Below are 15,118 nucleotides of genomic sequence, written 5' to 3' on the forward strand. Positions count from 1 at the left end.
TATGGAAACATCTGTACAAGAGGCTCTCAAAATAGGCCTTGTAAATAATCAGATTCATACTCTCGTTATTTCTGGTGGTACTGGTGTGGGTAAAAGTTATATCCTTCGCCAGTGCCTCGATGCGTGGCATATTCCCTATCGTTTGATACCCATTTATGTAGAAAATTCACAATTACAAGAGACTATCGATTTTGAAGCGTCCCTAGAGCAGGGCAAGATGATTATGTCCGCAGGTCTTTTAGATGATACTAGCACTCGATGTTGGGTTGTCGATGATGGGCACGTTCTGGCACCTGAGGTTCGTCATGCCTTATTAGTAGAGGCGAAGCGACGTCAAATACTGCTCATCATGACTATCAATCATGAAGATAGAACACTAGATGATGCGGAGTGGGAACTCGTCGATGTGCATGTATCTATGGCTGCACCTACACTAGAATCTCGTATAGCTGTGTTGCAACAAAATCGAGAAGAAATCCTATGTGGTGATGCATCTATAGCAGGGGGTAATCAATCAGACTTGGACGATGCCTTATGTGAGGAGGAAACTAGCTCAATAGATGTTATTTCAGCTGAGGATATGTTATCTCTCATAGCTACTAAACGAGTTCAGAATATTGCTGTTTCGGATGCTATACTTTCACTAGCCATATCCTATGCACTACAAGCACGCACTGTAGGGCATGGTGCAGAATACGTATTGCTGCAAGTTATGAAATCTCTTGCAGTTCTTGATGGCAGCTCGTACTGCAAGCCCATCCTTGCAGACCGAGCCGCTTTATATGTTTTGCCCCATCGTATGAAGCGAGATGAAGCATCAGAATCTCAATCATCACAAGGGGATAATGGAAGTAGTACAAACGACCAAAATCAGTTGCAGAAGAATACTGAAATAGCAGAGGACTCTGATGTAGATAACTCGAGTGATTCGGGTGGAGAAGATTCTAATGGTGATGAATCCAACCCCAATGAATCAGATAATTCCAATAATGATATAAGTGGTACCGAAGATGGAGCGTCTAATCAAGACGTATTCGGCAACGCTAATCAAGAAGAAACTAGCGGCACTAATGACGCTAACCCTAAGGAACCTGATAGTTCTGATTCAAGAAGCACTAATGCTGATGTATCTAACGGGCTATCTTCTGTATCTTTGCCTGATACTGTTGCCCGTATAGCTAACCAGATGTTTCATTGGAAATTGCAGTCTTATAAGACGGTAGACCGCCAGTATCGCAAGGGCTCTGGTCGTCGCCTCATGACTAAGACAAAGGATACTCGAGGGCGCATGATTCGAGCCTATCAGGATGAACATGCTCTTGAGGACTTGGCCTTAGTCGATACATTGCGAGCGGCAGCACCCTACCAACGGTTGCGAGCTGCTGTTAAGGTGGAACAAGAAACACAATCTACGCAGTCTCTGCCATTAGAACAACAAGAAGCTAAGGGATTATCTATAGTGATAAAACCACAGGACTATCGCCGTAAAGCTCGAGAAAAACGTATTGGTGCATACCAGCTCTTTGTGGTGGATGCGAGTGGTTCTATGGCGGCACGGCATCGCATGGAGGCCACGAAATCCGCTATTTTGAGTCTCTTGCGTGATTCCTATATCCATCGTGATTCAGTAGGACTCATTGCCTTTCGCAAGGAATCGGCAGAGGTGTTATTGCCGTTCACCCGTAGCGTAGAGCGCGCAGAGCGACTATTAGCCTCTATGCCTACAGGTGGTAAAACGCCATTAGCTCACGGTTTACGCATGGCCTACACCATGTGCGATAGATTGTTGCGTGCCCATCGGGCAGAACGCATTCAGATTATATGTATCACCGATGGACGTGCTACGTCGGGGGACTTAGAGGATCCCGTAGCAGAGGCTAAACAATGGGCTCGTATTCTTGGAACCTTGCCTGTAGATTGTATCGTTATTGATACGGAAACGAGCTTTATCAAGCTAGGCCTTGCTAAGGAATTATGTAAATTAATGAATGGCAGTTATTACGCCATGGATACTATTACGGCGGATGGTATATTACGAGTATCACGGAGGTAGATCATGAGTCGTCTCATGTATATTTCTAATTTAGGAAAACAAATCCAATATATAGAACAGGCTGTTGCCACCTATCCTGAATTGATACAGGGTGAGGTGGACATCTGTAATATGAAAAAACAGCCCCTTTGGGATGAGGATTTTGAAAGCCGCCTACGCGCTGCAGATGTCGTTCTCGTAACGAATATGGGGGTTGGCTTAGATTCGCCATTTTTAGAACGTCTAGAGCGTTGGCTGTATGCGCATCATCCTAAGTATTGGATTGATGTGGTAGAGCCTAAGAAAACAGATATTCTCTATCGCAATATAGACGAAAATCAACGGAGATTTCTTGAAAGCTATCGCCGCACCAGTGGCGTCATGAACTATGTGCGCCTTATTAACGGTGCTTTCAGTACAAAACCAATCTCCGAATGGGAGGAACCTGACCACATTCCGTGGCAAGCCATCATGGGCCGCGATGGAAATATCTACGTAACCTATGATGAGTTCATGGAGGCCGAAGGAAATCCAGATTGGCCGTCCATCGCGGTGTATTTCTATCGCGACGAATGGATTATGGGGGATATTGAGTATCAACAGGCCTTATTCGAAGAGATTTATAAACATCAGTACAATCCGATTATCTTTTATGGACAGTATGGCTCGAATCCTCGTGTAGGTATTCCTAATATGAAACTGTCCATGAATCATCTCTTTGGTAAGGATGTATTCCCCTTTGATGTGCTCATAAATACTTGTAAATTCTCCTATCAGTCCTTAGGGGCGCAAACTTTGGAAGAATTAAAGTTACAGGATGTGCCTATCATTCAGGGCTATACCATATACATGGATGAGAAAACCTGGGCTGCAGACCCGCAAGGCGTGACGCCTTTGGACGTGAATTTATCTATATCACAACCGGAACTAGATGGCGTCATTCAGGGTGGCGTCGTGGCGTGTCAAACCTTTGATGAGCGTGGTCACTATGTGTATCTACCTGTAAAAGAACGCATTGCTGCTATTGTAGAGCGGGCCATTAAATGGTCTAAATTACGACACATTCCAGTATCGGAGCGAAAGGTAGCTATTATCCTGCATAACTATCCGCCGAAAAATTCCAATATTGGTTCCGCTGCAGGACTTGATACACCTGAATCGGTACGACGACTATTACAGGTCATGCAAGACGAGGGCTATACCGTAGATACTGTGCCAGAAACGAGTGCAGAGTTGATGGATATAGTCACATCTCATATGACGAATGATAGGTCTATGCTCACTGATGAGCTCTTAGCTTCTGCAGAAGGGCGTTTGAGTAGTGCTGATTACAAAGCATATTTTGAAACGCTGCCAGCAGATACGCAAAAGTCTATGATTGAGTCTTGGGGCGCGGCGCCTGGAGATGTATTCGTCTACGATGATGAGGTTATTATCCCTGGTTTCTCCAATGGGAATCTATGGATTACGGTGCAGCCACCGCGTGGATTTGGAGAAAATGTATCTGCCATTTATCACGACCCCTGTTTGCCACCACCTCATCAATACTTGGCGTTCTACCACTGGGTTCGAAACGTCTTTGAAGCGGATGCAGTCATCCATGTAGGAACTCATGGCTCCTTAGAATGGCTCCCAGGTAAGGGAGCAGGCCTCAGTGCTAGTTGCTATCCTGAAATTGGTATATCCTCGTTACCTAATATTTACCCGTACTGGACGACTATTATTGGTGAAGGTATCCAAGCTAAGCGGCGTAGCTCCGCTTGTTTAGTGGGGCATCTGTCGCCACCGATGACGACGGCTGGTCTATATGATGAGTTTGAAGAACTAGAAGCCTTACTCGATGAACATAGTCATTTTGAGCAAGAGCATCCTGAGAGTGTATCGGATATAGAGAACGTGATTCGAGAGAAAGCCATGGCGTGTCATCTCATCGATGAAGAACAAGGCGCTACGATGGAGATGGACGATCTTATTACAGCTGTCCATGAAAAGTTAAGCGACCTAAAGCATATGCAGATGAGAAATGGCTTGCACATTTTAGGGCAGGGACCTGAAGGTGTAGATCTAGAGGAATTTATTACCGCCATTGTACGGACGTCACAAGGGGATATTGCATCGGGTCTTGAAATCTTAGCCGAAGAATTAGGTTATGATTGGTCCTATATAGAGCGACATGCAGGGGACGTAAATAACGAGGGGATTCGTTATAGTCACATCATTGATCAAATTTGGAATGAACTGCGTGCGTTTGTAAGGTATGTGGTGAATACACCAAATTATACAGTACCAGAACGGCTAGCGCCTTTGGCCGCAGTCATTGTGCGCGAGTACATACCTAAATTAGGGCAAACAAAGAATGAGATTATATCCATTTCGCAGGGCTTGCAGGGAAAATATGTTGAACCAGGCCCTGGTGGGGCTCCTTCCAGCGGTCAAGTTGATGTATTGCCTACGGGGCGGAACTTCTATGGCCTCGATGAACGGGCACTACCCACAAAGATTGCTTATCAGCTAGGGATAGACTTGGCAGACCAAGTCATTGCTGACTATATCTTAAATGAACAACGGTACCCTGAAACGGTAGGCATCATTCTCTGGGCTAGTAGCAACTCTAGAAGTCACGGCCAGTGTTTAGGGGAATTTCTTTATTTATTAGGCGTTCGCCCTAAATGGCAGTCCAATGGTCGCATTTCAGGCCTAGAGGTGATTCCTTTAGAAGAATTACAACGACCTCGTATCGACGTAATGGGGCGCATCAGTGGCCTCATTCGAGATATGATGCCTACTGCCATTAGTTGGCTTGATAAGGCCGTGGAAATGGTGTCAGAACTAGATGAGTCCCCAGATGATAACTATGTGAAAAAGCATATTCACGATGATGTAGATTGGCTCGTGGAGCAAGGTGAGGATCCTTTGTTGGCGACTAAAAAGGCGCGACTTCGCATCTTTGGGGACCCGCCACAGGCCTATGGTACAGGTGTGGGCGTTTTGATAGAAGGCAAAAACTGGCAGTCCGTAGAAGATATTGCGCAAGTGTATAGCAAGTGGAGTAGCTTTCACATACACAAGGATATTCCTCAGGATATGAGGCTATTCCAACGTCGATTAACGACCATGGATGTGACCATTAAAAATGAAGATAATCGAGAAACGCATATATTAAGTGCTGACGATTATTATAGCTATCATGGTGGTCTCATTGCAGCAGTGCGGACTGCAAAGGGCAGTGCGCCTCGTGCCTATGTGGGGGATAGCACCGACCGTAGCCGCGTTGTGATGCGGTCCTTGTCGGATGAGCTGCGCCGCGTTGTGCAAGGAGAAACACAAAACCCGAAATTCATTCAAGCTATGATGAATCATGGTTACAAAGGTGCATCGGATATGTCCAATGTGGTATCCCATAGCTTTGGCTGGGATGCGACGAGCGATATAGTGCCCGACTGGGTCTATGAAGGTTATGCTAATAAGTATGCCTTAGATACAACGGTGCAAGACTGGATGCGTGATGTAAATCCGTGGGCCTTGCAGCGCATTGCGGAAATTTTGTTAGAAGCCGCTCAACGTGGCTACTGGGATGCATCTCCAACGATGCTAGAGAATTTGCAGTCCTTATATATTTCCATAGAAGGTGTTATAGAAGGTCGTTAATATGAAACAAAGAATATCGATTATATGCGCCATACTGATGATGGTATTGTTTGTGGTCGGTTGTGGTCCTGCACAAACGGGAACTACGGGCGCCACACATCAGGTGACGGATGGTACTGGCACTGTTGTTACGGTGCCGACTGAACCTAAGCGCATCGTTCCTATCGCTGCTAGCACAGAGGATATAGTCCTATCCTTGGTTGATCCAAGCCGCGTAGCCGCTGTTGGTACGGTACCTAATAATGTACCCGACGCGTCGGCTAAGGTAGAGAAACATGTGAAAGCATCTGCTGAGTCCATGCTCTCTGTACAGCCAGATTTAGTATTAGTACCCAATTGGATGTCTCCCGATGCGATTGGGGAAATGCGCAATATGCAGATTCCTGTTTATGTATATAAAACGCCTACTACGGTAAAAGAAGCAAAAGCTACTATTCATGAGATTGCCGGGCTATTACATGCATCTGATGCATCCATGATAGCTAGCATGGATGCAGATTTGAAAACTGTAGAAGAATTGGTCAATAAGCATAGTGGTGAACGTCTTTTGGTGGCGTTTTACTCCCAATTTGGTTTGACAGGCGGCAAGGGTTCAATCTTTGATGATATGTGTACCTATTTGAAGGTAAATAATGCAGCCGCTCAAATAGGGTTAGGCCCTTTTGATAATGGGACGAGAGAGGATTTAATAAAATCTAACCCAGATATTATTTTTATTCCTTCTGTGGCCTATACATCAGATGGCACTACGCCAGCAACGGCAGAACAGCTTTACTCTGATCCTGCTTTGCAGGGCGTTAAGGCCATCGCCAATCGTCGTGTGTACCTTGTAGATTCCTCGCAGGTCATGAGTTATTCCCAATTTATGACCCGTGCAATGGTATCTATGGCACAAAATATTTATAGTATGTAATTTATAGTTTGATGTGTGTGGAGGTTTTTATGAAAGTATCAAAGAAACAGCGTTTATCTCTATATGTGGGATTAGCTCTTGTATTTGGTAGCACGATTAGTGCACCTAGCGTATTAGCTGTTGATGCACAAGATTCTCATACCATTGTCGTTACTGCAACGCGTAGTGAACAACAGCTTTCACAAGTACCAGCTAGCGTAGGTGTAATCACAGGCGATGATATCCGCGAACGTCACGCAACTAACATGAATGAAGCGATGCGTATTGTACCAGGTGTAGATATCAATACGTACGGTGGTGGTGTAGGTTACACGAATTCTAATGCGTTTCGTATCAATGGTTCCGACCAAGTATTATATTTGGTAGACGGCATCAATATGGGGGCCGCTGGTGTGAATCCACCGATGACAATTTTGAAAGATATGTCTAGCATCGACCGTATTGAAGTACAACGCGGTGCCGGTTCTACATTATATGGTTCTGGTGCCATCGGTGGTGTGGTCAACGTAATCACAGCGAAACCTGAAGAAGGCGTTCAAACTAAGCTTCGTGTTATGGGAGGCAGCAATAATCTTGAACAATACGCGATTACCAATGAAGGTAGCAAAAACGATTGGTACTGGCGCGTAGGCTTGCAAAAGGACATCATTGGTTCTTACAAGGATGGTCATGGGGTGCGCATTCCACAACATGCTAATGGCCATACTGGGTCCTTCATGGTAGGCAATAAGATTAATGATAAAAATGATGTGAAGGTATTCTATGATACATATCGTGGCGATGTGATGTACTCTGACCACTTGGGTGCTCTCAATCACATTCGTTATGGTACAGAAGCAAGTGATTCCTTCCGTGCAGTTTGGAATAACAAGATTAGCAATCGCTGGAGCCATCAATTATACTTGATGAATAATCACTATAAAACAGTATACGATCATTATCCAATCGACGTGAAAACACGGGGTATCGGTGATCAAGTAACATATAAAGCCAAAGACCATACCGTAGTTGGCGGTTTTGATTGGCGCCAAGATAAGGTTGTTAACATGGGTGGTATTAAGCTTACGAATACGTCTTATTTCCTTCAAGATGAGTGGAAAGTGGCTCCAAAATGGACTGTCATACCAGGGGTTCGCATTGACCATCACTCCGCATTTGGTACGCATACATCCCCATCCATCAGCGTTGGCTACGATGTAAATGCTAAAACGAATGTATATGCAGCGTATAAAGAATATTTCTTGGCCCCTACACCATATCAACTCTTTGATGGCACAAATGGCAATCGCAATTTGAAACCTGAAACAGGTCATGAATGGAGCGTAGGTGTTCATCATAAATTCGGTAAAACTTGGAACAGCAATCTCAGCTTCTTTAATCGCAGTACAAAAGATAAAATTGGTTGGGTAATGACAAACCCTGTACCATTGTCAGGTGAATACCGTAATTTTGATACAGAAAAAGCATATGGCATTAATGCAGATGTGCGTAAACAATTGACAAAACATTTGGCTGCGCGTCTTGGCTACACCTATACTCATATCGATGCAACACCTACGCGCAAAGCTAATCGCGATGGGTATGTTCCTAAACATGCGGTTAATGTAGGTCTCGATTACAACGATGCTAAATGGGATGCTCATTTGGATATTCGCGGCATTATCGATCGTCCTGGTACAGCTGCTAATGTATTCCCTCGAAAAACATACTGGTTGGCTGACATTAGCACTAACTACCGCGTACGTGAAAATGTGACTGTATTTGGCCGTATCAACAATATCTTTGATACATACTATGCGGAACAATCTAGCGTTCGCTATGGTAACCCAGGTGATTGGTGGCCAGGTCAAGGTCGCAACTTCCGCTTAGGTGTTGAAGTTACCATATAATTTATTGCATAAGTAAAAAAACTGATAAGGCTGTAAGCTACAATGATAAAACTATAGATTTTCTCTTGTAAAAGCACTATAATAGAATGTATCTATATATATCAATGTATGCGTATTACAGCCTTATTTTTGTGTAAGGCGTTTATTTAGAGGAGTTGGATTCTGTATGGAACTACCGGTTTTATCCCCGTATATGATGGCTCGCAAGCCGTCGGGGATCCGCATGGGGCAAATTAAATTTTTAGAGCGAAAGAACCCACCTATTTTGGTTAACGGTTCTATTGGTAATGTTATGCGTCCTATGCATCCCGCCATGCAGCGCCGACTATTTACTCTAGGTGGACCAAATAGTCCTTTCAGTACAGGCATCGTACCCTATGTACCAACAACGGGGACCGATGAATGCCGTGAAGCATTCTTGCATATTTTGCGTAGCCAAGGTTTTGATACAACAGGCCTTAATGTACTCGTTACAGATGGTGCGTCCATGGCGATGGAAATCATTATGCTTGGCGTTTGTGGCGGTGCAGGTGAAGAAGAACGTCCTCTATTGATGTTCAATCCGTCCTACACGAACTACGATGCGGTAGGTCATCGCATTGGTCGTAAAACGGTAACCGTAGAACGACGCCTGAACGAGAATGGCGAATTTGAATTACCATCTATTGAAACCGTGGAAAAACGCATTATAGAAACAAAACCAGGGGCATTGTTGATTATTCCTTACGACAATCCAACTGGTCAACTATTCAGCAAGGAAACTTTGATTGAATATGCATCTTTGTGCGTAAAATATAATTTATGGATTATTTCCGATGAAGCCTATCGTGAATTGGCCTACGAAAAAGGCAAGGAAACATCTAGTATTTGGACATTGACGAATAAGGATGTACCAGGTATCGAAGGCCGTCGTATTAGTCTTGAAACGGCCTCTAAGGTTTGGAATGCTTGTGGCCTTCGCATTGGCGCCATCATTACAGATAATGCGTTGTGCTATGAAAAATCTGTTGCTGAATATACGGCGAATCTCAGTGCTAATACGCTTGGTCAATATATTTTTGGTGCCTTGGCTCATGAAAGCCACGCTGATCTTCATAACTGGTATGAGCAACAACGTGATTACTATCGCGAAATGATTTATGAACTTCACAAGGGATTCAAAGAGGTAGAACCAGATTTCATTATCTCTAATCCAGAAGCGTCCATCTATTTCGTTATCGATGTACGCAATGTAGCAAAACCTGGCTTTGACGGCGTAGAATTTGCTGCTTGGTGTGCTGAACACGGCCGTGTGACCTTGGATGATGGCAATGACTATACATTGCTCATGGCTCCACTTAACGGATTCTACAGTGGTGCCGATAGCGAACACAATCCTGGTAAAACACAACTTCGCATATCCTTCTGCGAAAACCCAGATCTTTTAAAACTAGCGCCTGTATTGCTATCTAAACTATTTAGGGCATACGAAGCGCAACGATAAATAAAATGGATATAGAACTATATGCTGCATTAACAGACTCTATTGAGTATGCATTAGATGAGGCTGATTCTGCGGCAAAAGAAAGTAAAGTTAGATTCTCTGGCACCGATGTTTTTCGTCGCGTAAGGGAGAGAATCGATGGAGCAGAAAAATAAATTTAAAAGGAGCTATATTGCTGAGGATACCCTCTAGCAGTATAGCTCCTTTATTGTTCCCTATAAAGCAATGATAGGGAGTTGTGTTTAGGTATTATCTTTTTCATAGTCTAGTCCCTTAGTAGATATGCCTATGTTTTGTTGTTGATTTAGCATAGAACTATCCTCTGTTGATGGATAGGATGTGTCGTCTAAGGTTACTGTTTCCAATAATTTGTCGATATTATCGGCTTGGATGGATACTTCTTTGTTATACCATTCGCCAAACTCGCGGATAACTGTTTCATTGCGCCTATAATAGGTGTATTGGTCAATTTTTCGCGATTCTACAAGGCCTGCACGCTCTAACATAGTCATAAATGTAGATACAGACGATTGTGATACACCACAGCGTTTTTGAATACTCTTAACGCTAACGCTGTTTGGAAAATCGATGAGAGTTTTAGAGTGTACTTGAACACCGAATTCTTGCTCTGGGTGCTTTAGCCACAATATAATATCTAACCGATGTGGATTGGATAATGCTTTCAGAATTCTTTGCGGATCCATATGGCCTCCTTGAGGTAAATACCAAAATGTTGAGTGCCTTACTTTGACCGTGGTCTTGCATTATGCGGTCGTATTATATACGCGTCTTGCTCCGTATAGAGAATATTACTTACATTTATCATACGCTAATTTTTATGTGAAAGCTAGGAAAATTTATAAATTTTTATGAGGGTGGCAATGGGGACTTCCAAAAGCTTCCACCGGCCGGGTCTGACTTCGCCCTACGGGCTACGCAGGGCCAAAGTCAGCTTTTGAAAGTCCCCATTGCCTCTCCAAAAACTTTATGTGCTAGAAGAGAAAGGCCTGGGTTCCACGCAGGCCGTAAAGAGTCGTTTTTAGAAACCCCTACAGCCTCTCTTAAAAACTTTATGTGTAGAGGGGAAAGGGCTTCGCAGGGCCAAAGTCAGCTTTTGGCAGTCCCCATTGCCTCTCCAAAAACTTTAGGTGTGAGAGAGGAAAGGCCTGCGTTTCACGCAGGCTTTCAAATTGATTTTATAAGCAACTTCGGAAATAGTATACTTAATGGGCTGGTCTCGACCAGCCCATTTTTTATTTTCTTATACAATTTTCATGTACCTATGGTATGTTAAAAAGGTATTTTCAATCTGTATCGTGAATATATAATATATAGACTTATGTAAGTTAGGCTTTCATAAAAAGGAGCTGAGTATATGGCAATAGATCGAAATGAGAGATTTGACGTTATCGTCGTGGGGGCAGGGCCGGCCGGTGCTGCAGCGGCGTTACGTTTGGCGGAGCAGCGTGTGAAGGTGTTGGTCATTGAGCGCGGGATGGCGCCAGGTGCTAAGAATATGATGGGCGGCCGTATTTATACGCATTCCCTAGAGAAATTGGTACCGGATTTTAGGGATCGTGCGCCTCTTGAAAGAAAGGTGACAAAGGAACGCATTTCTATCGGTGCTGGCAATGAGATGACGACCATCGAATATAGTTACCAAGATGTGAAAGAAAATGAAGAATCCTACGTTGTGTTGCGTGCTAAATTCGATAAATGGCTTGCTGAAGAGGCTGAGAAGAAAGGGGCTTTGCTCGTTTCTAATGTGCAGGTAACGGAACTCATCACCGAAGGGGAAGGCAAAAAACGTCGCGTTGTCGGTGTACGTTGTCACGATGATGAGGTGTATGCAAAGCTTGTTATTATTGCAGAAGGTGCTAACACAGTGCTTTTAGAAGAGGCTGGTTTGACTGACCCTACAGATCCTAAGACGATGGCTGTCGGTGTAAAAGAGGTATATAAATTCAAAAAAGAGGACCTCGAGAATCGCCTTATGTTATCTAGTGATGAAGGCATGGCATGGCTCACGTTGGGCGATATGACAGATGGTCTACTAGGCGGCGGCTTTATATATACGAATAAGGACAGCCTTTCCGTAGGCATGGTAGTAGGCCTTGAGGACATCGGCTTGGCAGATAAATCAGTTGACGAAATGCTGGAGGCTTTCACCAGTCATCCAAGAATTGCGCCACTTTTGAAAAATGGTCAATTAAAGGAACACAGCGCGCATCTTGTGCCTGAAGGCGGTTATAAAGCGATGCCAAAATTGGGCGGCAAGGGTTACATCGTCGTTGGTGATGCGGCGCGGATGTGCATGAATCTTGGATACACGATTCGTGGTATGGATCTGGCTATCGAGTCCGGCATGTGCGCGGCTGAGGCGGTCAATGTGGCGCTACGCGACGAAAATATGGATCGCGTTACTAAATTGTACGAAAAACAAATCAAGGCGTCTTGGTTGTGTCGCGATATGAAATTGTATAAAAATATGCCGAAATTCTTGGCCTCTAATCCGCGTATTTTTAATGAGTATCCTGCATTTGTAAACAATCTTATGCATGATGTATTCACCGTAAATGGCGACGGTGCGGTGCCATTGATGAAAAAATTGTTGCGCCGTGTCAAGGATGTAGGCCTATTCAGATTGATTCGTGATGCATGGAAAGGGGTGCGTTCCCTATGAAATTAGAAGAGCGTTTGGGCGCGAATAAATATTATGTAGATGAAACGTGTCCTCACATCATTATTGATGGTGAAAGCGTAAGCCGCGAAGAGGCGATGAAGCTCGTGAATGGTTGTCCTGCAGGTTTATACACATTGCAAGAGGACGGCACGCTTGCTTTTGATTTTGCTGGTTGCCTTGAATGTGGCACATGTCGTGTGTTGTGCGGACATACGATTGTTAAATCTTGGAAATATCCTCGTAATGCCAAGGGCATAGAGTTTAGACAGGGGTGAGTGCATGGAATTATTAGTCTGTATAAAACAAGTACCGGATACGTCGGAAATTAAACTAGATCCGGAAACAAATAATCTCATCCGCACAGGTCTGCCTAGTATTGTAAACCCTTACGACATGCACGCGCTTGAGGCGGCTTTGACTGTGAAAGACCAAATTGAAGGCAGTCGCGTTACGGTTGTGACCATGGGCCCACCACAAGCCGAAGAGGCATTGCGTCAATGCTTGGCGTTAGGCGCTGATGATGCGGTGCTCGTAACAGATCGTGCCTTTGGTGGTGCCGATACATTGGCTACGAGTTATACCATTGCATCCGCTATTCGTCATATTCAACGAACCATGAACCGTCAATTCCAACTCATTTTCTGCGGTAAACAAGCTATCGATGGCGATACAGCACAGGTGGGCCCTCAAATCGCAGAGGAACTCGGTATGGCGCAAGCTACCTATGCTTGTGAATTTTCCGTAGACCAAGCCTCTCAAAAGGCGATTGTAAAGCGGGAGCACGAGAACGGTTATGAAGTGATTGAAGCTCCGTTGCCATTGCTGGTGACGACGACAGCCGAACTTAACGAGCCACGTCAACCTGGCCTTTGGAGCTCCATTTACGCGAAACGATATACTATTAATCATATTACCTTACGTGATATGCCTCATATTGATGAAAGCCGCATTGGCCTTACAGGTTCTCCAACACGGGTACGCAAGGTATATCAACCACCGCTTCGTGGCAAGGTAGAAATGCTTTCATCCGTCGACGAAGGCGCCAAAAAGGTGCTTGAATTGGCGTACCATATCAAGCCTGAAAAGTTCGCACACCTTTTGGTACCAAATGACACACCGGTTGTAGAGGTGCAAGACGATGAGGGCATTGACGTAAATGACCCAGTACAGCGAGCTGCATCTGTTGAAAGCGTGGTGCCTAGCGAACCTAAGGCGGTAGATCCAAATACATTTGCAGCAGAGGCCGCTAAATCTGATGCTGTTTCCGAAGGAGGTGACCGATAATGACAAATTTTGATGAATACAGAGACGTTTTTGTCGTAGCTGATACCATCGATGACGTAGTGCATCCAGTTACGTATGAACTTATCGGTCAAGCCCGCCGCATTGCCAAGGAACTGGGCCAGCTCGTGCAAGTGATGCTTCTCGGTGAAAACGTACAAGCTGAGGCGGAGGAACTTGTGGCTCATGGTGCCGATATTGTTCACGTTTTTGAAAGTCCCCTTTTGAAATACTATACAACGGATGGCTATACAAAGGTATTGACGGATTTCTTTGAAGACCATAAACCGAATATCCTTTTAATTGGTGCTACCAACAATGGCCGCGACCTAGCACCGCGCATGTCTGGTCGCATGCAAAATGGCGTTGTAGCAGATTGCACTATCCTAACTGTAGATACAGAAGAAGGCCTTGTAGAATGGACCCGTCCTGCTTTAGGTGGCAATATCTTGGCTGAAATTATTTCGCCAAACCATCGTCCACAAATGGGCTCTGTTCGTCCTAATGTATTCAAAAAACCTGAGCGCATTGCGGACAGTTGGGGCCGTATCCAACTTGAACAATTTGACCTTAAGTCCGAAGACATTCGCACCAAACGACTAGATTTTATTCCATTCAGCAAGTCTGGTTATAATATCCAAGAAGCGGATATCATCGTAGCTGGTGGTCGTGGTATGGGTTCAAAGGAAAACTTTGATAAACTCTACGAACTCGCTGATGCTATCGGCGGCGTTGTAGGTGCTACACGTCCACTCGTTGAAAAAGGCTGGATTGAATTGCCATACCAAGTAGGCCAAACAGGTAAAACCGTAAGCCCTAAACTATACTTGGCATTTGGTATCTCTGGCGCAATCCAACACGTAAGTGGCATCTCTGGGGCCGACACAATCGTCGCCATTAACAATGATCCGAAGGCGGAAATATTCCAACACGCGAACTATGGGATTGTTGGGGATTGTATGGAAGTTCTCAACGATATGTTGGCGCATTTAAAATAGAACATAAAAAGATTGGGCCCTTTCTTTCTTCTACAGTCGATATAGCCATAGGCCCAATCTTTTTATGTGTCCATTAAATTGGCGCCGACACATTCGTTGGTAGGAACAGGGCCAAAGTCGTTTTCAGAACTCTATCGGTTCTTTGCTATCTACATTAGTTTATTTTTAGCGCCAATATAATCGTTGAAATA

General features: G+C 44.4%; 11 protein-coding genes. 10 read left to right on the forward strand and 1 reads right to left on the reverse strand.

What is annotated here, in order from left to right; translation table 11 throughout:
• Position 1 precedes the first annotated feature (1 nt).
• The 6 genes from VIHSUH07_RS04375 (at position 2) to VIHSUH07_RS09675 (ending at position 10,120) form a co-directional block, all read left to right on the forward strand.
• Positions 2 to 2,053: a VWA domain-containing protein gene (locus VIHSUH07_RS04375; RefSeq protein ID WP_105084022.1), complete on the forward strand. Its 2,052-nt coding sequence runs from the start codon at positions 2 to 4 to the stop codon at positions 2,051 to 2,053.
• A gap of 3 nt (positions 2,054 to 2,056) precedes the next feature.
• Positions 2,057 to 5,680 carry a cobaltochelatase subunit CobN gene (gene cobN / locus VIHSUH07_RS04380; RefSeq protein WP_105084023.1) on the forward strand — a complete coding sequence of 1,208 codons (3,624 nt, stop codon included), beginning with the start codon at positions 2,057 to 2,059 and terminating at the stop codon, positions 5,678 to 5,680.
• 1 nt (position 5,681) lies between these two features.
• Complete coding sequence (locus tag VIHSUH07_RS04385) at positions 5,682 to 6,593, forward strand: ABC transporter substrate-binding protein (RefSeq protein ID WP_105084024.1); 912 nt, start codon at positions 5,682 to 5,684, stop codon at positions 6,591 to 6,593.
• Between the two features lie 29 nt (positions 6,594 to 6,622).
• Positions 6,623 to 8,482 carry a TonB-dependent receptor plug domain-containing protein gene (locus tag VIHSUH07_RS04390; RefSeq protein WP_105084025.1) on the forward strand — a complete coding sequence of 620 codons (1,860 nt, stop codon included), beginning with the start codon at positions 6,623 to 6,625 and terminating at the stop codon, positions 8,480 to 8,482.
• Positions 8,483 to 8,648: 166 nt separating this feature from the next.
• Complete coding sequence (locus tag VIHSUH07_RS04395) at positions 8,649 to 9,965, forward strand: pyridoxal phosphate-dependent aminotransferase (protein WP_009661752.1); 1,317 nt, start codon at positions 8,649 to 8,651, stop codon at positions 9,963 to 9,965.
• 5 nt (positions 9,966 to 9,970) lie between these two features.
• Positions 9,971 to 10,120, forward strand: a complete 150-nt coding sequence (locus tag VIHSUH07_RS09675; RefSeq protein WP_005376489.1) for a hypothetical protein — start codon at positions 9,971 to 9,973, stop codon at positions 10,118 to 10,120.
• Positions 10,121 to 10,207: 87 nt separating this feature from the next.
• Here VIHSUH07_RS09675 and VIHSUH07_RS04400 read toward each other — a convergent pair whose 3' ends face one another.
• Positions 10,208 to 10,669 carry an ArsR/SmtB family transcription factor gene (locus VIHSUH07_RS04400; protein WP_105084026.1) on the reverse strand — a complete coding sequence of 154 codons (462 nt, stop codon included), beginning with the start codon at positions 10,667 to 10,669 and terminating at the stop codon, positions 10,208 to 10,210.
• A 671-nt stretch (positions 10,670 to 11,340) separates the two neighbouring features.
• Between VIHSUH07_RS04400 and VIHSUH07_RS04405 the strand changes: the two genes are divergently transcribed.
• From VIHSUH07_RS04405 to VIHSUH07_RS04420, 4 genes are read left to right on the forward strand one after another with little or no spacing between them, the layout of a single operon-like run.
• The gene (locus tag VIHSUH07_RS04405) at positions 11,341 to 12,648 is read left to right on the forward strand and encodes an FAD-dependent oxidoreductase (protein WP_105084027.1); all 1,308 of its coding nucleotides are present in this window, start codon (positions 11,341 to 11,343) and stop codon (positions 12,646 to 12,648) included.
• Complete coding sequence (locus VIHSUH07_RS04410; RefSeq protein ID WP_009661744.1) at positions 12,645 to 12,923, forward strand: ferredoxin family protein; 279 nt, start codon at positions 12,645 to 12,647, stop codon at positions 12,921 to 12,923. Before VIHSUH07_RS04405 ends, VIHSUH07_RS04410 begins: the two co-directional genes overlap by 4 nt.
• Positions 12,924 to 12,927: 4 nt before the next feature.
• Positions 12,928 to 13,932, forward strand: a complete 1,005-nt coding sequence (locus VIHSUH07_RS04415) for an electron transfer flavoprotein subunit beta/FixA family protein (RefSeq protein WP_105084028.1) — start codon at positions 12,928 to 12,930, stop codon at positions 13,930 to 13,932.
• Entirely contained in the window at positions 13,932 to 14,927 is a 996-nt protein-coding gene (locus VIHSUH07_RS04420) for an electron transfer flavoprotein subunit alpha/FixB family protein (RefSeq protein WP_005380054.1), read from the forward strand. Before VIHSUH07_RS04415 ends, VIHSUH07_RS04420 begins: the two co-directional genes overlap by 1 nt.
• Positions 14,928 to 15,118: the final 191 nt, after the last annotated feature.

The sequence above is a fragment of the Veillonella sp. T34266-5 genome (assembly GCF_002959815.1).
Lineage (GTDB): Bacteria > Bacillota > Negativicutes > Veillonellales > Veillonellaceae > Veillonella > Veillonella atypica.